General features: G+C 42.7%; 21 protein-coding genes. 10 read left to right on the forward strand and 11 right to left on the reverse strand.

Translation table 11 applies throughout. The features are described 5' to 3' along the window. Positions 1–33: 33 nt before the first annotated feature. Positions 34–399 (reverse strand): SpoIIAA family protein, encoded by a 366-nt coding sequence (locus tag AAEY93_RS01265; protein ID WP_101033952.1) that lies wholly within the window; start codon positions 397–399, stop codon positions 34–36. 373 nt (positions 400–772) lie between these two features. Here AAEY93_RS01265 and arfB point away from each other — a divergent pair, with 373 nt between their 5' ends. The 4 genes from arfB to AAEY93_RS01285 all read left to right on the forward strand — a co-directional run bounded on the left by arfB (position 773) and on the right by AAEY93_RS01285 (position 3,369). After that, entirely contained in the window at positions 773–1,189 is a 417-nt protein-coding gene (arfB, locus tag AAEY93_RS01270; protein ID WP_101033951.1) for an alternative ribosome rescue aminoacyl-tRNA hydrolase ArfB, read from the forward strand. Between the two features lie 158 nt (positions 1,190–1,347). Next, positions 1,348–1,794 carry a type II 3-dehydroquinate dehydratase gene (gene aroQ, locus AAEY93_RS01275; protein ID WP_101033950.1) on the forward strand — a complete coding sequence of 149 codons (447 nt, stop codon included), beginning with the start codon at positions 1,348–1,350 and terminating at the stop codon, positions 1,792–1,794. A 96-nt stretch (positions 1,795–1,890) separates the two neighbouring features. Further along, on the forward strand, positions 1,891–2,286 hold the full coding sequence (locus AAEY93_RS01280) for a DUF3859 domain-containing protein (RefSeq protein WP_124012585.1): 396 nt from the start codon (positions 1,891–1,893) through the stop codon (positions 2,284–2,286). A 75-nt stretch (positions 2,287–2,361) separates the two neighbouring features. Then, positions 2,362–3,369 (forward strand): class I SAM-dependent rRNA methyltransferase, encoded by a 1,008-nt coding sequence (locus AAEY93_RS01285; RefSeq protein ID WP_124012586.1) that lies wholly within the window; start codon positions 2,362–2,364, stop codon positions 3,367–3,369. A 94-nt stretch (positions 3,370–3,463) separates the two neighbouring features. Here the strand turns inward: AAEY93_RS01285 and AAEY93_RS01290 are convergent, their stop codons facing one another. Continuing rightward, positions 3,464–5,230 carry an alkaline phosphatase D family protein gene (locus AAEY93_RS01290; protein ID WP_351074535.1) on the reverse strand — a complete coding sequence of 589 codons (1,767 nt, stop codon included), beginning with the start codon at positions 5,228–5,230 and terminating at the stop codon, positions 3,464–3,466. A gap of 390 nt (positions 5,231–5,620) precedes the next feature. Between AAEY93_RS01290 and ohr the strand changes: the two genes are divergently transcribed. Beyond that, a complete protein-coding gene (gene ohr / locus AAEY93_RS01295) occupies positions 5,621–6,043 on the forward strand; it encodes an organic hydroperoxide reductase Ohr (protein ID WP_124012588.1) in 423 nt (140 codons plus the stop codon). A gap of 114 nt (positions 6,044–6,157) precedes the next feature. On the opposite strand, the gene AAEY93_RS01300 is transcribed toward ohr, so the two are convergent. From AAEY93_RS01300 to AAEY93_RS01310, 3 genes are all read right to left on the reverse strand, one after another. Continuing rightward, a complete protein-coding gene (locus AAEY93_RS01300; RefSeq protein WP_124012692.1) occupies positions 6,158–7,168 on the reverse strand; it encodes an LLM class flavin-dependent oxidoreductase in 1,011 nt (336 codons plus the stop codon). Between the two features lie 92 nt (positions 7,169–7,260). Further along, positions 7,261–7,785: a DUF3087 domain-containing protein gene (locus tag AAEY93_RS01305; RefSeq protein WP_101033944.1), complete on the reverse strand. Its 525-nt coding sequence runs from the start codon at positions 7,783–7,785 to the stop codon at positions 7,261–7,263. A 295-nt stretch (positions 7,786–8,080) separates the two neighbouring features. Next, positions 8,081–8,848 carry an SDR family NAD(P)-dependent oxidoreductase gene (locus AAEY93_RS01310; RefSeq protein ID WP_351074538.1) on the reverse strand — a complete coding sequence of 256 codons (768 nt, stop codon included), beginning with the start codon at positions 8,846–8,848 and terminating at the stop codon, positions 8,081–8,083. 105 nt (positions 8,849–8,953) lie between these two features. Between AAEY93_RS01310 and AAEY93_RS01315 the strand changes: the two genes are divergently transcribed. After that, on the forward strand, positions 8,954–9,289 hold the full coding sequence (locus tag AAEY93_RS01315) for a winged helix-turn-helix transcriptional regulator (protein ID WP_101033942.1): 336 nt from the start codon (positions 8,954–8,956) through the stop codon (positions 9,287–9,289). A 45-nt stretch (positions 9,290–9,334) separates the two neighbouring features. On the opposite strand, the gene AAEY93_RS01320 is transcribed toward AAEY93_RS01315, so the two are convergent. After that, positions 9,335–10,807 (reverse strand): MBL fold metallo-hydrolase RNA specificity domain-containing protein, encoded by a 1,473-nt coding sequence (locus tag AAEY93_RS01320; RefSeq protein ID WP_351074540.1) that lies wholly within the window; start codon positions 10,805–10,807, stop codon positions 9,335–9,337. 369 nt (positions 10,808–11,176) lie between these two features. Between AAEY93_RS01320 and AAEY93_RS01325 the strand changes: the two genes are divergently transcribed. Beyond that, the gene (locus AAEY93_RS01325; protein ID WP_351074542.1) at positions 11,177–12,385 is read left to right on the forward strand and encodes a porin; all 1,209 of its coding nucleotides are present in this window, start codon (positions 11,177–11,179) and stop codon (positions 12,383–12,385) included. Positions 12,386–12,622: 237 nt separating this feature from the next. On the opposite strand, the gene AAEY93_RS01330 is transcribed toward AAEY93_RS01325, so the two are convergent. Then, a complete protein-coding gene (locus AAEY93_RS01330) occupies positions 12,623–13,132 on the reverse strand; it encodes a peptidylprolyl isomerase (protein ID WP_124012592.1) in 510 nt (169 codons plus the stop codon). Between the two features lie 108 nt (positions 13,133–13,240). Next, positions 13,241–14,581, reverse strand: coding sequence for a M20 metallopeptidase family protein (locus AAEY93_RS01335; RefSeq protein ID WP_124012593.1), 1,341 nt, complete (start codon positions 14,579–14,581; stop codon positions 13,241–13,243). 162 nt (positions 14,582–14,743) lie between these two features. Here AAEY93_RS01335 and AAEY93_RS01340 point away from each other — a divergent pair, with 162 nt between their 5' ends. After that, positions 14,744–15,262, forward strand: a complete 519-nt coding sequence (locus AAEY93_RS01340) for a GNAT family N-acetyltransferase (protein WP_124012594.1) — start codon at positions 14,744–14,746, stop codon at positions 15,260–15,262. A gap of 988 nt (positions 15,263–16,250) precedes the next feature. After that, positions 16,251–18,149: a sensor domain-containing phosphodiesterase gene (locus AAEY93_RS01345; RefSeq protein WP_124012595.1), complete on the forward strand. Its 1,899-nt coding sequence runs from the start codon at positions 16,251–16,253 to the stop codon at positions 18,147–18,149. A gap of 90 nt (positions 18,150–18,239) precedes the next feature. On the opposite strand, the gene AAEY93_RS01350 is transcribed toward AAEY93_RS01345, so the two are convergent. Both AAEY93_RS01350 and hcp read right to left on the reverse strand, forming a co-directional pair. Beyond that, positions 18,240–19,436, reverse strand: coding sequence for an FAD-binding oxidoreductase (locus AAEY93_RS01350; RefSeq protein ID WP_351074544.1), 1,197 nt, complete (start codon positions 19,434–19,436; stop codon positions 18,240–18,242). Between the two features lie 115 nt (positions 19,437–19,551). After that, a complete protein-coding gene (gene hcp / locus AAEY93_RS01355) occupies positions 19,552–21,210 on the reverse strand; it encodes a hydroxylamine reductase (protein ID WP_351074545.1) in 1,659 nt (552 codons plus the stop codon). Between the two features lie 315 nt (positions 21,211–21,525). Between hcp and AAEY93_RS01360 the strand changes: the two genes are divergently transcribed. Then, the gene (locus AAEY93_RS01360; protein WP_351074547.1) at positions 21,526–22,224 is read left to right on the forward strand and encodes a DUF3157 family protein; all 699 of its coding nucleotides are present in this window, start codon (positions 21,526–21,528) and stop codon (positions 22,222–22,224) included. A 125-nt stretch (positions 22,225–22,349) separates the two neighbouring features. Here the strand turns inward: AAEY93_RS01360 and AAEY93_RS01365 are convergent, their stop codons facing one another. Next, the gene (locus AAEY93_RS01365; RefSeq protein ID WP_101033932.1) at positions 22,350–22,610 is read right to left on the reverse strand and encodes a DUF5062 family protein; all 261 of its coding nucleotides are present in this window, start codon (positions 22,608–22,610) and stop codon (positions 22,350–22,352) included. Positions 22,611–22,652 lie beyond the last annotated feature (42 nt).

Genomic DNA, 22,652 nt, shown 5'->3' on the forward strand with positions numbered 1-22,652 from the left:
AAGCTATCCTGTTCTAAAGTAATAACATCAATACTAACATTGCGATCGTTTGGTGATCCAAGTAACCGCATCTTGTTTACGTTCTAATGGAAACCAGGCGACTTCACCTTGCATAAACGGCCCCATTAACCTAACAGCATTACCGACCCAATCAGGGCCGCCCACAAACACTAAGGCATCAAACGCAGGTAACTGTACTTCACCACTGCCGGTTAATGAAGCAAATTCCCAGCCTTCTAATAACACATCCGCTTCAATGTAAAGACACACTTGATCCCAGTCTTTACGATAACTCTTAATGGCGGGCTGTAAACGGCTTCGGTAATCTTGGGCCGATAAACGGCCGCTGACAAATAAACTAATGACACCCTTGGTAATATCGGGGATTTGACATAACATAACGGCAACTCCAGCCTTATAATCAGGCCATAGAACAGACTTTATACGGTGATGTTATCGTGTAAAGCGACAATGGCGCTTATGATAGCAAAACTATTCTATTCATTTCATTAAATATGTAATAACTCAGAGGCCAGTCAGGCTTTTTAGTTCAAAGCCCATAGTTAAAGACCAAGGGTTAACGCCCCCGCGGCTAAAGGCTAACGGGTCATTGAAACATCAACACAGATATCACCATAAGACAACTCTGAAAATTTTCCGCGTCTGCGGTAGAATAGACCTACATCACCCAACATCAACACTCATGCCTTAGCGACATTTAAGCACAACGATAGGTTTATCGACAGTCAATGAAGGGGGCTATCACAACCCAATGATACAAATTACTCAACGAGTCATATTGCAAGACAATGAAATTGAATGGCACTTTGTCCGCTCAAGTGGTGCGGGTGGCCAACATATCAATAAAGTGTCGACCGCCGCTCAACTCAGCTTTGATATTGCCTCATCATCGTTACCCGAATTTTATCAACAAAAGCTGCTTGAAAAAGCCGATCATCGCATTACTAAAAGCGGCAAAGTCATTATAAAATGTCAGCAATCACGCAGCCAAGACTTTAACCGTCAAACGGCACTGGAACAATTTATTGAGCTGGTAAAAGGTGTTGGTATTGTTCAAAAAAAACGTATCCCGACTAGAGCAACAAAAGGCAGCCAAACGCGACGCATTGAAACCAAAAAACAACGCGGTGCCACCAAAGCGATGCGCCAAAATAAATCTGACTATTAATAAAAAAGTGAGCCCGCCATCGCTCAATCAATAAGGTTACACGCTAGTTGAGCATTTTTTGGTTTACCTGATAACCATCTTCGGTAAGAATGCTTGTTAAAAACCTATTTATGCTGCAGATTAAATCGACTTACGTTGCGATTTTTACAGGAACCGTCATGAGCCAAACAACAAAAATTTTATTGATCAACGGCCCCAATTTAAACCTGCTCGGCCGTCGTGAACCCGGACATTACGGTCACCAAACGCTCACCACTATTGTTGAAGCGTTAAGTAAAAGTGCGGTCCAAGCAGGGGTTCAACTGGAACATATTCAGTCTAATGCTGAGTACCAGCTGATTGATGCCATCCATGGGACTGATGCGCAGTTTATTATTATCAATCCTGCCGCTTTTACCCACACCAGTGTCGCCTTGCGTGATGCCATACTCGGTGTCTCGATCCCGTTTATTGAAGTGCATTTATCTAACGTACATGCCCGTGAGCCATTTAGGCACCATTCGTACTTTTCAGATAAAGCCCTAGGGGTGATTTGTGGCTTAGGTGCCCAAGGCTACGACTTTGCGTTGCAAGCGGCAATTAAACACTTAACAGATCAACACTAATAACGACGATTTAATCGCCATTGATCCGCCTCATTGGGTATTTACGTCGAACACAATTGGGTCGCAATTGTTGCTAAATCAACAAAAGGATAGCGCTTGAGTAAGTTAACAGCGGATGTGAGCATTATTTACAGTGGCATATTCAGTCAATGGGACAATCAGAACGACGACCTGCCACGCTTGTTACAGGCAACGGTTCATGTGCCCGCTATTATCGATACCGAATTTGGCTTTATCACTCGCATCCGTAAAGCCAAAAATCAAGTGCTAACCTACTGTATTTACCACCCGGATATTACTGATAACAATGGCAATATTCGTCCGCCATTCGATGGTGAAGTGTTTATTAAACAAAACGATTGGCGCTTTTATCTGGGTGATTGTATTTGGGCACCCATCACCAATAAAGTCGGTAACTGGCGAATGACGCTAGAGCTAAACGGTAAAATCATTGCCAACAAAACCTTTAAAGTGCATCTGCCAGATGAATAGTCTCTGCCGCAACTTCACTAAATCGGAATGTTTGCTATAATCCGCGCCAATTGCCACTCCATTTAACGAGCTCCCATGTCCATTCAAGCTGTTTTAGCCGATGCGTTAGCCAAACGAGCCACTTTTTTTGAGCAAGCGGCCCACAATAATACTGATTGTTATCGCGTTTTCCATGGCACTGTTGAAGGTGAGAATGGCCTGAATATCGATCGTTACGGTGATGCATGGCTAATCCAAACCTTTCATCAAACATTATCCGCGCAGCAACTTGAAGACATATCAAGCCTACTTACCGCCCATGCTGACTACCATATTGTTTACAACGACCGCTCTGGCAGTCATTCTCGGGTGGTAAATCATCCCGAAAATGAAGCCCAAGACTACGCGCAATCGACCCAAGTTATCCAAGAAAATGGCATTCTGTTCACGTCAAAACTGCGCCATGAAGGTCAAGATCCATTATTATTTTTAGACATGCGTATTGGCCGCGAATATGTTCGTAATAATAGCCAAGGCAAGACGGTGTTAAACCTGTTTTCATACACTTGTGGGATTGGAATTGCCGCCGCTATGGGCGGCGCTCGTAGAGTGATGAATGTCGACTTTTCATCATTTGCATTGGCCGCTGGGCAAACAAATGCCGAGTTAAACAATGTCACTGATGTGTGTGAATTTGTCCAAAGTGATGCCTTTCCGGCGCTGCGCCAATTGGCGGGTTTACCGATAGGCGGACGTCGCAATCAAAAACTGCCAAAATACCCCAAGCTGCGCGCAACACAATTTGATTTAGTCTTTTTAGACCCGCCACGTTTTGCCAAAAGTGCCTTCGGTATTGTCGATCTCGTCAATGATTACCAAGGCCTATTTAAACCTGCTGTTCTGGCGACAAAAGTCGGCGGCACTTTAGTATGCTGTAATAATGTCGCCAAAGTGGACCGCCAAGCATGGTATGACAGTTTAGTGCGCTGCGTTGAAAAACAAGGGCGTAAAGTTATTTATAATCAATGGCTCGACTGTTATGAAGATTTTCCGTCATTTGATGATAATCATCCGTTAAAAATTGTCGCTCTGACCATTAATTAACCTCGATCCGGATCTTGTTTCCAACAGCTTTAGCAATAAAAAAGCCACCTGAAGGTGGCTTTTTTACATCCAATGTCGATTAAAATGACACTACCTATGACGAAACGGGCATCACTTTAGGGCTACCCGCCGCGCTAGTGGCACTGTAACCACGCCCATCTAACGGAGCAAACGTCTTATTTAAAATCGTGTCTACATATTGCCAATCACTGCGCACTTCATCTTGAGTAAATGTCAGTAGCAAGTAACCGCGGTCTTTTAAGTTGGCGTAGTTAAGATCGGCGATCAAATCAACGATCGCCGCTTCTGTTGCTGGCATTTCAGCATCAGACAATCCTAAATAGTATTCCAGCCCAGGAGACGATACTGAACTGGTGGCAAATTCTATCCCCACGATCTCCCCGCCACTGTCGGTTAAATCACTCGCCCATGCATTATGAGTATCACCGGCAATAACCACCAAGTTATGATTTAACGATTTTGCCGTCGCTAAAATAACTTCACGCTCGTAAGCATAACCGTCCCAAGCATCTAAGTTGTATGGAATGGCTGGTAGTTGTAGCAGTGCAATAACCTCAGGGGTTAATTTGTCTTGATTAGCTTGTAGGTAAGCCAACTCTTGTGTGGTTAATGTCGGGTCGCTCGCTTGGGCGCGACCGGCTAATTGCGCTAATCCGGCGAGCTCTGCAAACTGCGGAATACTCATTTGTTGGGTGGCAATAGCCGCTGGCATTAACATTTTACCCATTAACACTTGTTGACCCAACACTTGCCACTTAGCAGTAGACTGCAATAAGGTTTGCTGTAACCACAATAATTGTGTCTGGCCTAGCATAGTGCGGTTGGTATCGGTCACATCGGCTAGAAAGGTTACGTTGTTAAATGCCCCCGTCGTCGCATCAATGTATTGGCTATATTCTAACTGCTTATCGCGAGCCAATACCCGAGTATCGAGCATATGCAAATCAACCAAATTACCAAAATTAAAGCTTCGGTAGATTTCCTCATGATTACCTTCGCTCCATGGGCGAATTGGCAGCCATTCAAAGTAAGCTTGCAGTGCCGCCTCTTTGCGCTGATCAAAATCGCCTTCACTATCGTTATGATTTTCGGCACCGTCTTTCCAAGTATCGTTGGCCACTTCATGGTCGTCCCACACGGTAATGAACGCCACTTTGGCATGCAGTTTTTGTAAACTGGCGTCACTACGATACTGACTGTAACGAGTCCGATAGTCGTCTAATAGAAATAGCTCGCCGGCTGGCAACACTTCACGATCCAGCTCAATGGCATGCTCACTGGCATATTCACCGCGGGCATACTCATATAAATAATCACCCAAATGCACCACAGCATCTATATCATCTTGCTGCGCCGCCATTTCGTATACATTAAAGTAACCCGCGGGAAAATTAGCACATGACATTACCGCTAATGTTACCGATGCAACACTGCCCTCGGGTAACGTGCGCGTTTGGCCAATTTCTGACACTGTATCGCCGGCTGTAAAACGATAAAAATACTGCTGACCCGCCTCCAGACCGACCGCGTCCACTTTAACGGTATAGTCACGATCTTTAGTCGTCACCATTTGGCCGTTAGTGACTAGCTGAGTAAAGTTACTGTCGGTGGCGACTTGCCATGAAACCGTAATATCACCTTCAACATCGGGCGTGACCCGGGTCCATAAAATGACGGCATCGGTTGCGGGATCGCCACTGGCAACACCTTGTAAAAACTGCCCTGAAATAGCATCGTCATCATCACTACTGCAGCCCATTAATCCATACGACACGACTACCGCGCCTACGCCTTTAGCTGACATTGCCAGAAAATCACGACGAGTCACAAACCGTTTCATAGCCTATCCTTATTTTTATCGTTAGCTGTTTATACGGCGATGCTTAGCACTGCCTAAGGGATCTAATGAGACGCTATTGTGAAAGCAAATGATGACATAAAGGTGACAAAATAATGACAAACTAATCATATTGATATCGAGGTGCAGATACGAATTGGGGCAATAAAATAACGGTAAGTAGATACAATAAAAAATTAAATTGTGCACAATGTAGTTGCAAAAGTTAAATCCTCGCGTTATAGTAAACACAATTAGATTGTGCGCAACTTAATATCGTTAATCACTTGATATGATCATCACTTAGTAACATCAACAAGATGTCGATATGAGCCAAAGCAATCAACAGAATTTTTACCACCAATATTTTTAACATACTTTATGAGGTCTATTATGAAAGCGTTATACACAACTTCAGCTACAGCACTAGCAGGTCGTAATGGCCAAGTTTCTACTGACGACAAAAAAGTTGATTTACAGTTAAGTTACCCAAAAGAAATGGGTGGCAGCGGTGAGTTTACTAATCCAGAACAGTTATTTGCTGCAGGTTATGCCGCGTGTTTTTCTAACGCGATTCTGCACGTTGCGAGTCAAACTAAAGTGGCGATCAAATCGGCTCCAACCACGTCTACTGTGGGTATAGGCGCCAATGATAGTGGTGGTTTTGCATTAATAGTTGCGCTAGCCGTTGAACTTGATCTGGACCAAGCAGAAGCTGAACAGTTAGTTAAAACAGCTCACCAAGTTTGCCCATACTCAAACGCAGTACGTGGCAACATTGATGTAAAACTGACTGTAAATGGTCAAGCTATTTAGCCTTTTTGAGCTGACCAGTTTAGATCTGACAGACAAAAAAACCAAGACATGTGTCTTGGTTTTTTTATGCTTTTAGCCACCATCAACTAAGCAATTGTGCAGCAAATGGGTATGCTATTGCTTCACGCTCATTAAAATATCTAAGGCGCGTAAACGGTGCTCGCTGTCATACAAGTCATTGGTAAACATCAACTCATCTACCCCAAATTGCTCTACAAACATCTCTAATTGATGCTTAATCGTTACTGGGCCGCCGCAGATAGACAAACTTAAAAAGCTATCAACATAGTTTTTTTCTTGCTCGCTCCACAGGCCATTCATGCTGTCTATTGGCGGTTTAAGCCACATTTCTTGGCCACGAATTAACGCTAAAATACGCTGTTTAGAGGTAGTGCTAAGATGCTCTGCCTCGGCATCGGTTGGCGCGGCAACTAAAGGCAGGCCGACCATCACATAAGGTTTATCCAGCACAGCTGAAGGAGTAAATTTACGTCGATAAAGCGCAAGGGCTTCAGACAGAAAACGCGGCGCAAAGTGGCCAGCAAACACATAAGGCAAGCCTCGCTCTGCCGCTAATTGCGCACTGAATAAGCTAGAGCCTAATAACCAAATAGGCACATTGGTGTCTTCACCAGGGATCGCTCGCACCGCTTTGCCGTTACTGTGTTGACGCAGTTCATGTGGGCCGAGTAACGATTGCAACTCGCGCACCTCATCAGGAAAATGTTCTGCCCGTTGGTTATCACGATTGAACGCTAAACTTGTGACCGGATCGCTGCCTGGTGCACGGCCTAAGCCTAAATCAATTCGTCCAGGATACAGACTGGCCAAGGTGCCAAACTGCTCTGCCACCACGAGCGGTGGATGGTTAGGTAACATAATCCCACCAGCACCAACACGAATGCGCTCAGTACCACCGGCAATGTAACCGATTAAAATTGAGGTGGCAGAGCAAATAATGCCCGGCATATTGTGGTGTTCGGCTAACCAAAAACGGTTCACATCAAGGCGTTCGGCGTACTGGGCATAACGTAAACTGTCTTGTAAGGTCTCTGACACAGTGGAATCTTCACGCATCGGCGCGAGTTCAAGTAATGAGAAAGGAATATCTGCCAATATTGACATCATGGCTCCTTATTTAAGGTAAGAATTGATGGCATCTACTGAAAAAATCAAGCTGTCGAGCCAGCAAAAAAGGTTATCAGCAGATGATAGATCTAAAAGTCTTTTAGCATTTCGGGAGTAAACTCATCCACATCAATAGAAAAACCAGCAGCGTCAATAGACTTTTGGAGTTTATCTAACTCATTGTTCACGTTTGACATGGTTAAGGTGTTGTTATCTAAATTATAAACTAACGCTAAGCTTTGATAATAAAAACACAGTATCAGCAATGCATCGCGATTATTATCTTTAGCGGCTTGTTGAATCGATTTTAGTTTACGAAAAATTTTATTCTGTAGCTGTTTCAATTGCCACACATAATACACTTCATAAAACTTCGGTTTTTGACGTAGGTTTCGCACCAATAAACTGCACACCATCAATGCCAAAATAACCCCGGTTAAATTCAAATGAAAATTACCGGTCGACTCTGCACCTGGTAATGGTTTCACACCGAAAAAGTAGATCAGCAACTGACCAAATATCAGCGACAAAATGGCTAATGTCGCCAGTAATCCTATCTGCACTAAATTGTTGGCCGAACGATATTGGCTCTTATTTATGTTGACTAACTTCATCACGCCACTCACATCTCTTATTTTGTGCATAGCTTAACGTGTCACGCCTATTTATAGAATGAAATATTAACGCTTATTAAGTGTGATTTAATCTAATGGCGCTCAAAATAGGTCGACTGATAAGACGGGGCGACGAAGATCGCCCCAAACAGAACCCCTCAAACAAACATACCTCAAACAGCGCCTTAGCGGATCGCCCCCTAAGCAGCCGATGTTGAACACCCTGTTGTATTATTTGAGCAATGGTTAAACCGTCAATACCATGGCTCGCGGTGTTGCGGTGAACAGGTGTAGATTAATTACGTCCTGCCATCACGCCGCCATCAACATCCCATACGGCGCCCGTGACCCAAGATGCTTGCTCTGATAGCAAAAACACTATGCTATTAGCGACATCGGCCGGACTACCCACTCGGCCGATAGGATGAAATGCATTGAAGCTTTCAAGCACACTAGCCATATTTTCAGGTTCAATAAAGGCTTCATAAATAGGTGTACTCACCACGGCGGGTGATACCGCATTAACTCGAATATGGTGCTCTGCCAGTTCCATTGCCATGTGTTGCGTTAAGGAATGCAAACCCGCTTTAGCCATAGAATAGGCACTTGATGGGGTGGCTTTAATGGCTTGTTTAGCCCACATAGAGCCAATATTCACAATGCTGCCACCGCCATATTTAATCATGTTGTTGCTAACCGCTTGCGAAATAACAAAAATCGCTTTGTTAAGATCCATGTAAGTATCGTAATCACTTACTTGATGGTCTAAAAATGGCTTAGGATTAAAAGACCCTGCTGCGTTAACCAAATAAGCAATCTTCTTGTCTGTTGAGTTGATCATATTGATCAAACGGGCAAGGTCTTGTGAGTCATATAAATTAGCTTGAAGCCCGTTTACACTGCCTAATGATGAGAGTTGCGCCACTGCGCTATTAAGCTTATCGACTTTGTTACCAACAATAATAGTATCGATACCTTGAGCCACTAATTGCTTTGCTGTTTCAAAGCCAATACCACTTGTGCCGCCAATAATTAGCGCTGTTTCTTGGGGTAAATTCGTCATGTGTTCACACCTAATGTAAGAGTAAGTGTGTTAAGCTTATGGGTAAACTATCCGATTGAATAGTAAGTACAAATCGGTGACATAGGTACTTTTAGGTACATATTGATGAATACAAAAGAAAAAATATTCCCTCGAAAATCCGCCCCAGAAAAAAGTGCCCGTATGGTCGAAACCATCTACGGCTGTAAATGGTCTTTAACTGTATATCAGTTATTAGCCAATAACATTAACCGTCCCGGTGAAATGGTAAAGTCAGTAGAAGGACTCAGCACTAAAGTGCTTAATCAATGTTTGAAGAAAAACATCGAATTCGGCATTTTGAATAAAATTAATTACCCTGAAATTCCACCCAGAGTGGAATACCAAGTGACCGAATTTGGGCAAAAATTTATGCGCATTTTAGATGACATCGAAAAGCTGCAACACGAAATTGATGCTTAGCCCGCAGGCTAAGCAATCGTTCACCTCATAACACATTTATTTGAATTAAGTTTCTGATGGCTCATTAGATCCACTTGCCTTATTCAGCCACACGAACTCAGGTAAAGCGTTTAAGTCTAGGCAATCTCCTCGCTCAGCAATGGCGCTATTTTTCGGTTTATTGGCACTGTCTTGATTAAGCGCTTCAATCAATACTTGCTGTGCTTCTAGTTCACCATGTACCAATATCACTGCGGGAGATTGCTCAAAATGGCGATACCAAGACAATAACTCGGCTTGGTCGGCATGGGCTGATAACCCACCTACCGTATGGATACTTGCAGCAACCTTAATACTCTGGCCATGAATCGTCAGTTCTTCAGCACCGTCGACGAGTATTCGGCCTGGCGTTCCCATTGCCTGAAAACCACAAATAATAATATCGGCTTCTTTACGCCATAGGTTATGCACAAAATGATTACGAATGCGGCCGCCATTACACATACCACTGCCCGCAATAATGATTAATCCTTTATGAATATCGTTCAGCTCTATCGACTCTTCAGTGCTACAGACAAATTCAGCACTGGATAACAAGGGATGTTGCCCAGAAGATAAGCGGGTAAAACGCTTAAAGTCATCGTCCATCAATGGATAATTGTTAACATATACCTCGGTTGCTTTTATCGCCATTGGACTGTCTAAACAAATACGCCAACGTGATAAGTCCCACTCTTTGGCATATAAATGAAATAGATAAAGAAGCTCTTGAGCACGTCCCACCGAAAATGCTGGGATCAAAATATTGCCCCTACTTTCATGAATAGTTCGTTTGAAAATTGATTTCAGTTCAACCAAGGTATCTTGCCAACTGCGATGCAACCTATCGCCGTAAGTACTTTCCATTAGCACTAAATCAGCTTGTTCAATAAACGTTGGGTCATCCAAAACCGGCATACCTGCACGACCTAAATCACCACTAAAAACCAGTTTTTTCTGTTGAGGTTTATTGCCTAACCACAACTCAACCACCGCAGAACCCAGAATATGTCCCGCATCGGACAAACAAACCTCTACCCCATCGGCAACCTGCACTCGCTGGCCATAATCTACCATCACAAACTGCGCCATCACTTGCTCAACATCCTCCTCGGTAAATAGCGGCTCGAGCGGTTCTAAATCATGTTTTGCACGTTTTTTATTTTGTCTGTCGGTGTCTCTTTCTTGCAGCATAGCCGCGTCACGCAACATCACATCACATAACTGCGCGGTGGCTTTTTGAGTATAAATGGGCCCAGTAAACCCCTGATTAATCAGATAAGGTAGACGACCGGAATGATCAATATGTGCATGGCTTAATACCACAGCATGGATATCTTGCGCTTTGAATGGAAAAGGATCGTGATTACGTAACCAGTCAGCTTTACTCCCTTGAATTAATCCACAATCAAGCAGCACTTGCTGCCCTTTGACTGTGAGTAAATGGCAAGATCCAGTGACCTCTTGAGTTGCGCCGTGAAACTGCAAAGTCATGTCCATAATGTCGCCCCCGATAAAATCGATAACAGTGCTAAATTAAGCGTATGCCATTGGTGAAATAAAGTCGCGATCTACATCAAATAAACGCTTAAAAAACACACTAGTTATAAAGCAAATAAAAATTCATATTAAATGCATAAGCAACCGCAATATAACATCTCCTTACAATTATTAACCATACTACAACCCAGTGTTAACACTCAATTTTGCTAAGTCATTGAACAACGTATTTTAAGAGATATATCGCCTTTTTTGAGCATATTTCACTTTGTGAGTCACTCATAGGTTTGATATTCTCCGTCGTCTTAATGGAAAGATATCTTAACGGACTAAGCTGTGCTTACTCAAACAACAAGACAAGAGATTAAAATGAACAGAACATTAATTGCAGCATTAATTTCAACCATTCTTATCGCACCCTCAGCGTCGGCAATCGAAATTTATAAAGATGATGTCAATGCGGTTAAAATTGGCGGATTTATCGATGCGCGCGTGATCAATACTCAAGGTGAAACAGAAGTTGTTAACGGTGCTTCACGCATTAATTTTGGTTTTAATCGTCAGCTACAAAATGACTGGAGAGCCTACGCCTTGCTTGAATGGGGTGTTAATCCGGTAGGTAGCACAGACATTGTTTACAACAATCGCTTTGAATCAATCCAAGAAGAGTTTTTTTATAACCGTTTAGGTTATGTCGGTATCGCACATGACACCTACGGTAGCATCACAATTGGCAAGCAATGGGGTGCTTGGTATGACGTGGTTTATAGCACAAACTATGGTTTTGTGTGGGACGGTAACACTGCTGGTGTTTACACTTATAACAAAGATGACGGCGCCGTAAATGGTGTCGGTCGTGGCGACAAAACAGTTCAGTATCGCAACAGCTTTGGCGACGTCAGTTTTGCAGTGCAAGCCCAGTTAAAAAACTCTGCTTTTTATACCTGTGATGTCGAAAACATTACCGAAAGTGCCTGTGAAGAATTGTGGGACTCTGGCTCAACGGCAGCACAACAAGTTGAATTCAATTATACTTATGGCGGTGCTGTCACTTACCAAGCAACCGACAAGTTAGTGTTAACCGCTGGGGTTAACCGGGGTGAGTTTGATGTGAACTTTGCTGATGGTGGCTCATCCACTGCGGTTGATCTTATTTACGGTATGGGGATCACGTGGGGCAACTTTGATCAAAACGGTTTTTATGCCGCTGCCAACGTGAATAAAAACGAAAATCACGACACCGACAACATCGGCCGGTTAATTAACGACGCTGTGGGTCTTGAGTCATTGTTCTCATACAAGTTCGATAATGACATTCGTGCTTTTGTGTCATACAACGTACTGGATGCGGGATCTAACTATGTGATCCAACCTAACTACAATGCAGACCCTAACGACGTCTTTAAGCGCCAATTTGTGGTAGTAGGTTTGCACTATTTATTTGACCCTCAAACGGTGATATACATTGAAACTCGTAGTGACTTCAGTGACTTTACCAGTGCAGACAAAGTACAACAAGCCAGAATGGAAGTGTCTGAAGATGACGGTATCGCCATCGGTCTTCGCTACACGCTTTAATCTGAACCTCTGTGCTATATCTCTGTGCTATTGCTAAATAGCACATTAAATTAATAGCAGATCAAAAAAGGTTCGACAGTGATGTCGAACCTTTTTTTATGGCTGTTGTTAAGCTGACAAAAACGCGCGCTTGAATTAGCACACCTAAGCCGCAAGGCTTAAAAGACAAATGCTGAACAACACATTTAAACAAGCAGTTAAACAAGCATTTAAACCAAACCCTTTAAACCACCGCGCTTAAGCAACGGGTTTCTCGTCAATTATCGTTACTTTCTCAACCACAATCGGCTCACGCGGCACATCATCATGGCCCGCAATAGTCGTGGTGTTAACCCGCTCCATTTGTTGGATAACATCCATACCCGCGGTCACTTTAGCAAACACCGCATAACCCCACCCTGCATTAGTTGTCGCAACGTGGTCTAGAAAATCATTGTCAGCGACATTAATAAAAAACTGCCCAGTAGCAGAATGCGGCGAATCCGTTCGCGCCATGGCTAACGTGCCCAACACGTTTTTCAAGCCTTTATTGGCTTCATTGGCAATAGGGTCGCGAGTTGGTTTTTCTGTCATTTTGGCGGTTAAGCCACCACCCTGCACCATAAAACCTTTAATAACCCGATGAAAAATAGTGCCTTGATAAAAACCGTCTTGGCAGTATTTTAGAAAGTTTTTTGAAGAAACCGGTGCACGTTCCATTTCAAGCTCTACGGTAAAATCGCCAAGGTTGGTGCTAAAGATAATCATATACTGCCATGTTCCAAAAATGAGAATAGCCGCCAGTATATTCTATAGTACCGAAGGCGGCTATTACGCTTATCCTTGAATGAAATCCCTGCCCTTTACATTTTCCACTTATTGGGCGGGCTGATTAAATAAATCCATCGCGGTGCGCGTCATTGCCCGAACGCCTGTTCGGATGGTTAACGGATAATCTGGCGCAAACTGGCTAGAATGCAAAGACGGCAAGGTATCGCCCGACTCAACACTTGCTTGATACTGGCTAGGTTCTACCGCGCCAAGCCAAAATAAAGTAATAGGGCGTTTCTCTGGTGTCAGTCCATATAAACCAAAATCTTCGCCAGCCATTACCGGTGGCGCCACCAGTACATTATCGCTGCCTAATTCGGCTTCGATACTGGCTTTAACCTTAGCGGCTAACGCTGGATGATTATAGGTTGACGGAATGGTTTCATCATCATGCACATACACCACAGGCATTAACTCATCTGCTAAGCCTGCGCTCAATGCAATACCTGTAGTAATACGTTTAATCGCCGCCATTTGCTGCTCACGCACCTTAGGATTATACGAGCGCAAGGTCAGCTGAAGCTTCACTTCATCGGAAATAATATTGTGTTTTGAGCCTCCATGAATCGAGCCCACAGTCACCACATTAGGCTCTAACGGCGACACCTCGCGGCTCACAATAGTTTGCAGTGCAAGTACGGTGCGCGCAGCAAGTACTACCGGATCGATGGTGGCGTGCGGATAAGCCCCATGGCCACCTTTACCCTTAATGGTAATATCAACCGAATCAACATTCGCCAAGGCATAACCACTTACGGTACCTACTTTACCCGCTGGGATTGACGCACTCACATGCAAACCAATAATGCTGTCTGGTGTCGGGAATTGGCTAAACAAACCCTGTTTGAGCATGGCTTTGGCGCCGCCGCCAACCTCTTCTGCAGGTTGAGCCACCATCATTAACGTGCCTTGCCAATCAGCTTTGTGAAGCATTAATTGTTGTGCAGTGCCAATTAAACTGGTCATGTGAATATCGTGGCCACAACCATGCATAATCCCAACCGTATTATTGTTCGCATCTTGCGTGGTAACCGTTGAGGCATATTGTTTACCGGTTTGCTCAATAATAGGCAATCCATCAATATCAGCACGGATCATCACCACTGGTCCTTTACCATTTTTAACGATGCCGACCACACCATAACCACCAAAATTAGCAGTCACCTCAAATCCTAATTGTTTCAGTTCTTGCGCCATGCGTTGGCTAGTGGCTTTTTCTTGATATGACAATTCAGGGTGTTGATGAAGGTGTAAATAAAGCTGCTCCAGTTTAGGTAATGCTTTAGTTACAGAGAGATCAAGATCGCTCGCGCTAACCGTAAATGACAACAACGAAACTGAAAACACTAACGCCAATAAGGGATATGCAACACGTAAGCAGGTCATATTATTATTCTTAATTGTCGGGAATTGAGTATGTTAATCTAGCATAAGCTTAAGCTACTTTATAATGGGTTTTCGTTAACCCCAAGCCAATTAAGGGATAAGGTTTGTAGTGGCATAGTGATTAAGTCATTGCGGACATAAAAATAATAGTAAGGGAAACCAATGACAGTCATTACTGAAACACCCAGGCTAATTATTCGACAATTTACCCTTGATGACGCGCCAGCCGTATTACACTTCAATACTCCAGAACAAGTCAGCCTCTATACCGGTGACGCAGGAATGTGCACAACATTAACCGACGCCGAAAATATCATTGCCAATATTTGGTTAGTTGAATATCAGCAATACGGTTTTGGCCGTTGGGCTGTGGTATTTAAAGAAACCAATACTGTGATTGGTTTTTGCGGTTTTAAAAATGAAACTCGTATTAATGCCATCGATATTGGTTATCGCCTACACCCTGACTACTGGGGTATTGGCTTAGCCACAGAAGCCAATCTCGCCTGCATTGCATACGCTAAAGAGCACATGTCACTAGACCTTGTTTATGCCGATGTTGTTGATGCCAATAGCGGCTCGATCAACGTGGCCACTAAGTTAGGCATGACATTTCATTCTCAATTCCAACGAGATGAATTTACTTTTAATCGTTATGTCATGTTATTGAACGGCAACTAACGAGTACTTATCTAAGTACTAACGCTAAGCTCTAAATCTAAGTACTAAATCTAAGTACTAAATCTAGTCACTAAAAAAGATCGCAAGCCGCAAAAGGATAACCGGCTTTGCCATCAGAACACACTCGGTGCTGCTGGCTTATTTTTGTCCCAAGCTAGCCTCCCACAAACAAATCCACTTTATAAAATGGCCTAAGCTGGTGATGATATAAGCCGTTATAACAAAGAACATGAAAATTATTGTTCCATGAAATGTTAACTAAATAAATTAAACAACATAAATGTCACAACAACCCCTTAACCCGCCTATACTCGATCGAGGACAGATTTAACGGCTCGCTGACGACTCAGTTGTATATCCGTATTCGCTCTGCCACAGAGTGAATTCGGATCACCTAATATAAGTTTAATTAATGTTTGCATAACACAACTTATTTGAGTAGGTTGATAAATAACCTCAGCTCGGGGTAATAGTCGGTTATCAAAGTGGTTTTTATCTATTTATCCTGTCGCTGATTGAGCGTTAAAGTTAAATAAAAACCGTATAGATTGAAGCGTACAAACGATATTTATGACTAACACTGTTATAGAGCATTTATCTTAGGTTGTAAGAGTGCTGTGTAAGCGTACGGTGTAAAAGAGCGATATGAGATTCATGGAAGAAGAGCAACTACTGCACTTAACATTGCTAGACCTGTTATGTAGCAACAGAATGGACTCTTTAGAAATTACCTGATCGGTATTTCCCCTTCATTCATGGCCTCACATTATGTAATAGCATGTTGATATGTGATTAAAATAATATATAGGTTTATATACCTTTATATACCTTTATATACCTTTATATAGGTTTATATAGAGCTAACAATATAGCTGTTAGTGATTAACTCGAATGTGCGCACCTTACAAAATGGCAAGCTGTTAACGTTTTTTAATATACAAACGGTCTGTTTATTGAGTAACAAGACAATGAAAGTAGGGATAATACGATGTTGAAAAACAACACTATTGCGATACCAGCAGAAATGCTAACGTCTTGGCAAACCACAGTAGACCTCATCGCCAAGGTCGCTAAAGTGCCAGCATCATTAATCATGAAACTTCATACTCATGAATTAGAAGTCTTTGTTGCCAACAATAATACTAACAGTCCATTTGCGGCTGGGATGAAGGACTCGCTGGGTCATGGTTTATATTGCGAATCAGTGATTGTTCAACAAACTAAATTACATGTCGAAAATGCCCTAGAAGATCCCAAATGGTGCACAAACCCTGCGCTTGCAGTAGGTATGATGTCTTATTATGGCTTACCCCTCAATTGGCCCGATGGGGAGCCTTTTGGCACCATTTGCATGCTAGACATAAAAGCAAATAGTTACTCAGGCGACCTTATGATGTTGATGGAGTGTTTTCGTCGCTGTATTGAAGGTAATCTAGAAATGTTAGCGCAAAAGGAAAAACTTGCACAAGCCAATTTACATTTAGAAACCAGTATTGCACAGCGCACCTTTGAATTAGAGAAGCTTAACAGCGATTTAATGCAAGAAATCGATTCACGCATCGCGGCGGAAAAACTATTAGATATCCAGCAACGTTTCGACTCCGTCACTGGTTTGCCTAAATTTAACCAGCTCGAAAAAGTGTTTAACAAACTTATTGCAAAAAATGAGTTGACTAGTATTTCGATAATTCATTTCAGCATCACTAACCTAAAGAGAATTCAAGACGGATTTGGTTATGACATAAGTGACAAAGTGCGCAATACCGTTGTCCAAAAACTGCAACTCTTTACTAATAATAGTACCTATCTTGCCATTTTCAGTGAAACCACATTCTGCATCATTATCCCGACCAAAAAACAGCAGTATGCCAACAAGATGGCGGTTTTTTGCAGCCGCTTATGTCAGCAATTTAGCCAAGATATTTATGTTGATGAATTATCACTCTCCATTACCACAGCAATGGGAGTCGCATTTTACCCCAATGATGGTAGTGGATTTATGGACCTATCAAGAAAATCCAGCGCCGCGCTATCAAATTGTGAAATGGGTAATAACAATAGCTATAAGTTTTTTAACCCAAAAATGGAATCTGAACTGTCTAGTCGTATAAAAATGGAATCATTATTAAGGGCGGCACTGCAGCGCGATGAGTTGTCATTGCATTATCAACCTTTTGTAAACACCCAAAGCCAAAGTGTTGTCGGCGCCGAAGTACTTATAAGATGGCATAACCCAATTTTAGGCCAAGTTTCACCGGTCGACTTTATTGAAATTGCAGAACATTCAGGGCAAATCATTGAAATCGGTTATTTTGTATTAAGAAGCGCTCTGAAACAGTTAGCTTATTGGCGCGAAATATACAATCAAGATTTTTATCTGGCGATCAATTTGTCTCCAGTACAACTCAAAGACAGCTACTTGGTCGATAAAATTGTTAACTTGCTTGAGTTATACAAAATACCCGGCCATTTGCTTGAGATTGAGCTAACAGAAAATGCGTTAATACATGATGCCGCATATGCCCAAGAAGTACTGAGCAAGTTACATCGGAAGGGGATCCGTTTGTCGTTAGATGATTTTGGTACTGGCTATTCATCACTCAGTTATTTGCAGTATTACCCTTTTAACTCAATTAAAATTGATCGCAGTTTTATTCACAATCTTGAAACCTCAGAACAGAGCCGACAGTTGGTGAACACCATTATCGCCATGGCCAATAACTTACAGTTGTCATTAGTGGCAGAAGGGGTCGAAAATCAATTTCAAGCCGATTTTGTTGCCAAGCAAGGAGCCAATATATGGCAGGGTTATTATCTGGGAAAACCGGTAGATGCCAATGCTTTTGCCCAGCAATACCTCATTCCCTCAATGACACCACTGTTTTAACCTTCGCCAGTTAGGACACAAAGCAGGATTAGAGTATGTACCATCATTAAGGGCGGATACGTCAACTGACGCACCCTTGGATCATACCCATTACATTTGTAAGCGCACATTTGAGGTTATTTTGGTCGAACATGCCAACACAAAACCTGCCGCAATTTCTTCAGCCGTTAATGCCATCTTACTAGACGACTCAGTGGTGCCCGAAACAACCTGACATTTACACGCCCCGCATACGCCAGAACGACAAGCAGCAATAATCGGTAACTTTGCAGACTCAATACCATCTAATAGCGTTTGATTGCCCGTTAATGGGATCTGTTTATCGCCAATGCTCAACATAAACTGCTCGGTAGATGGATTACTTTCCATCGCGGCTTTCAACCCCATAGCACTACTTGCACCAAAGCTTTCTTGATTGAACTGGCTCATATCAAATTCGGCAGCTTCAAGCATTAATTTTACCGCCGCCATGTAGGGCTCAGGTCCGCACACAAATACGGTACGCTGTTGATAATCTGGCACTAACTTGACTAAGGTTTGTAAACTTAAGCGACCACTTTCACAACCAGTAGAGGCATGCTTATCAGTCAAATTTTGCTTATTGCCGTCAGACTCAAGTACATAATTAAGATTGAATTTTGGGCTTCGTGATGCCATCGACGCCATTGAATTGGCAAACATAATGTCATCAACCGTTTTGGCACTGTGTACAAAGGCAATATCGCTGTCGGTGGTGGTATCGCAAAGCCAGCGCGACATAGAATGCATTGGCGTCACGCCGCAACCGGCACTTAAAAATAAGTACTTATCGGCCTCAATATCGACTAAGTTAAATATCCCATCAGGGCCAGTAACAGTCACTTCATCGCCTACGTTCAGCGACTCAGTTAAGTAATTAGACACCACGCCACCAGTGATTTTTTTAATCGTGATCACTAATGAAAATGGTCGTGAAGGTGACGATGAAATAGTGTAACTGCGGTAAACCTTGTCGCCATTAATCGCTAATTTAAAGGTAATAAACTGTCCCGGTTTAAAATTAAATTTAACCGGTGTAAGTCCCTGAAAGCGAAAACTGACCACATCGTGGGTTTCATTCCATTTTTCAACACAGCAAAGCTGTACTTCACCTCGTTGCCAGTTATCGGCAGCCAAAAGTGCTTTCGGAGTTGCCAGTACAGCAGGTTCAACCACAGGTGGAGCATCACTAACTGGGGTAACCTTTTTAGCCGTTTGGGCAGAAAGCGCTTGTGAAAATGAAAAACCAACGGAGGGAGTACTACTCATTTTGATGCCTTTAACGCAGTAAAAAAGAGAGGTGGCAATATGGATAATCCCATAGTGCCATTAATCGCAATAGTGCAAATAAGCTGGGCTTAGATGCACTATTGTTATAACAAGATTACGCCACGTTGATCATGGCTTTTAAGTCTGTTTCAACATCGGTAGTGGTGCGTAAACCAAACTGTTGCTCTAAAATGTTTGCTAGGTTTTCGGTTAAGAATCCTGGTGCACTTGGGCCAGTACGAATGTTTTTCACCCCAAGAGACAACAAGGTTAACAACACTACAATCGCTTTTTGCTCAAACCACGACAACACTATGCTTAACGGTAAGTCGTTAAGGTCACATTCAAAAATGTCCTTTAACGCTAACGCCAACTGAATAGCAGAATATGCATCATTACACTGGCCAATATCTAGCAAGCGTGGCACACCGTTAATGTCGCCAAATTCCAGTTTATTGAATTTGTACTTACCGCAACCTAAGGTCAAAATAATTGAATCATCAGGCACAGACTTAGCTAAGTCTGTAAAGTAATTGCGCTCTAATTTGTCGCCATCACAACCACCAATTAAGAAGAAGTGCTTAATAGAACCATTCTTAACGTTTTCAACCACTGTTGGTGCTGCAGCCATTAATGCATTGCGAGCAAAACCAATGGTGATCATGTGGGGGATTTCATCATAGATAAAGCCTTCAAGCGCGAGTGCTTTATTAATCACTTCGCTAAAGTCATCACCTTCAACATGGGTCACACCAGGCCAACCGACAATACTACGAGTATAAATACGGTCAGAGTATTCACCCACAGTAGGGTCGATAATACAGTTTGAGGTCATCACCACTGCACCAGGGAAAGTGGCAAATTCTTTTTGCTGATTCTGCCAAGCGCCGCCGTAGTTACCGACTAAATGCGGGTACTTTTTAAAGGCTGGGTAAGCCAGAGCCGGTAACATTTCGCCGTGAGTAAAGACATTAATGCCCTTGCCTTCGGTTTGTTGCAAAATAAGCTCTAAATCTTTCATGTCGTGGCCAGACACTAAAATCGCCTTGCCTTTAACAGATTTTGTATTCACTTGCGTTGGCTCAGGGTGGCCAAATGAGGTGGTTTCGCCTAAATCTAACATCGCCATAATGCGATAGTTTAATTGGCCAATTTCCATTGAGGTAGCAAATAACTTGTCAGCATCAACTGAGTCTTCACCTAAAAATGCCATGATTTTATGGAACTCAGCAGCCACATCAACATCAGTTTGGTCTAATACGCGAGCATGCTCCATATAAGCAGCCGCGCCTTTTAAGCCGTATAAGCATAATAAGCGTAAGCCAAGAATATCTTCATGCACGTCACCACGATTAGGCAGTGCTATTGGCGCTTGAGCTAAAATTTCAGGCTTAGATGCACCAAGTAATATCTCACCTTGGGCGCTGACTATTTCAGGCTCTATGCCTTTGTCTTTACAAGCAGCTATATAAGCGGCTTTTAATTGGTCACGATAGGTTTGAGCCTGATAGGCATAATCAATTAACCGTTCATCGTCAAAGTTTACGTTAGTGAGTGTGGCAAAAAAGGCCTTAGGAACAAAGACATCAATGTCGTTGTCTACAATGCCGAACTCGCGGGCTTTAATTGCGTAAGCAGACACGCCTTGCAGCATATAAATTAATAAGTCTTGAATATCAGACGTCGACGCCAACTTGCCGCACATTCCTTGCGAGTAACTACAGCCATTACCTTCTGGTGTTCTAATGGTTTGCTCACATTGCACACAAAACATAACTCTACTCCTCAAATATTATTCATGTATAAAGTTTACATGTTATAAATGAGTTTACTCTTTACACCGTAAAGCAAAACCCATTTTTAAGACCAATGTTGTATTTTACGAGCTACGTCACCTTCAGCAATCGCTAATGTAATCAGCTTTTATTCTAGCTTTTTCAAGCATGAACACCGATAGGTACCACAACAAGGTCTATTATCAATATCAGCATAAGTCGATATGATGGTAACAGTCGGTCTTTAAAAAACGTTCCATTTACCCAATGAAAACAAGTAGAATTAATTAAAGATTTTCAATCAGGATGAATAGATGAAAACCAAGCTTAATGTTATCGCATCGACCCTATTGTTGGTGCTTGCCCCCGTAGCTATGGCCGCCGATGTTGCAGTCATCACTTTAGACAATGGCGCTAATGTTCGCCTAAAAGATGACTTTACCTGGGAATACATCATTACCGAAACCGTCAGCCATGCGGCTATTACCGCTAAAATGGCAGTGACACAAGCTCCAGTATCAGTGACTCAAGACTCAGCATCTGTAACCCTGCCGGCAGGCGCAACGGTGAGCGTTGCTGCAAATGTCCCCCTAGCCACAACAAATAACCCTGCAGTTTCCACGGTCACCTCAACGCTAGCCACCACACGCTTAACGGCAGCGGCATTAGCACAACCAGAACTGTTAGGCAGCACGGCCAAAGATGGCATTAAAATCACCCTTGTAGACACCAAATGGAAGGATGATAACGTCGGTTTAGTGTTTGATTTTGACAGCACCAGTAACGAGCATGTCACCCTGGTTGAAGTTGAAGCCAGCTTTTATAACGACCAAGGTGAACTGATCAAACAAGAAAACCTACAAGCGTGGGAAGCTATTCCTAGGATGCCAGACACTTACCTGCGTAAAGGACAGCATCGCCAAAGTGATACCCTATGGATAGAAAATATTAATCAACAGCAATGGCAAAAGCAGTTGATAAGTTTAAAAATTGTCGAAATTGAGTCGCGCTAACCCTGCATCCAGTTCAACAGATAGCAACTAAAAATTGATATAAAAAAGCCTAAGCGAAATCAATATTTCATTTAGGCTTGGTCTTTGCGCGCCAAAGTGTTAACCCCCCCGCATAGGGACACTGATTAGTTTAACAATTCATGCTCTTTAGGCAGCTGCTTACTAATCCACAATATCAATTTATGTTTGCGATTCGGACCATCGTCTTTATCTTCGGCTAAGGGTTGGATTAAGTTGTCTTGAACCAATAATCGATAAATACATTCGACTTTATCTTTTGGCGAAATGCCTTTACCAAAATCATCAAAACCACGCTTTTGCGCGTATCCCATGCCAATCTCCATCGCGAGCTTGAGCAGTTTTGTATCGTGCTTACCAACTTTCATCTATCACCCTCATCGTACTATCTATTGCTATTAAGCTACGCG

It is taken from the genome of Shewanella sp. CAL98-MNA-CIBAN-0140 (assembly GCF_040309905.1).
Classification (GTDB): Bacteria; Pseudomonadota; Gammaproteobacteria; order Enterobacterales; family Shewanellaceae; genus Shewanella; species Shewanella psychromarinicola.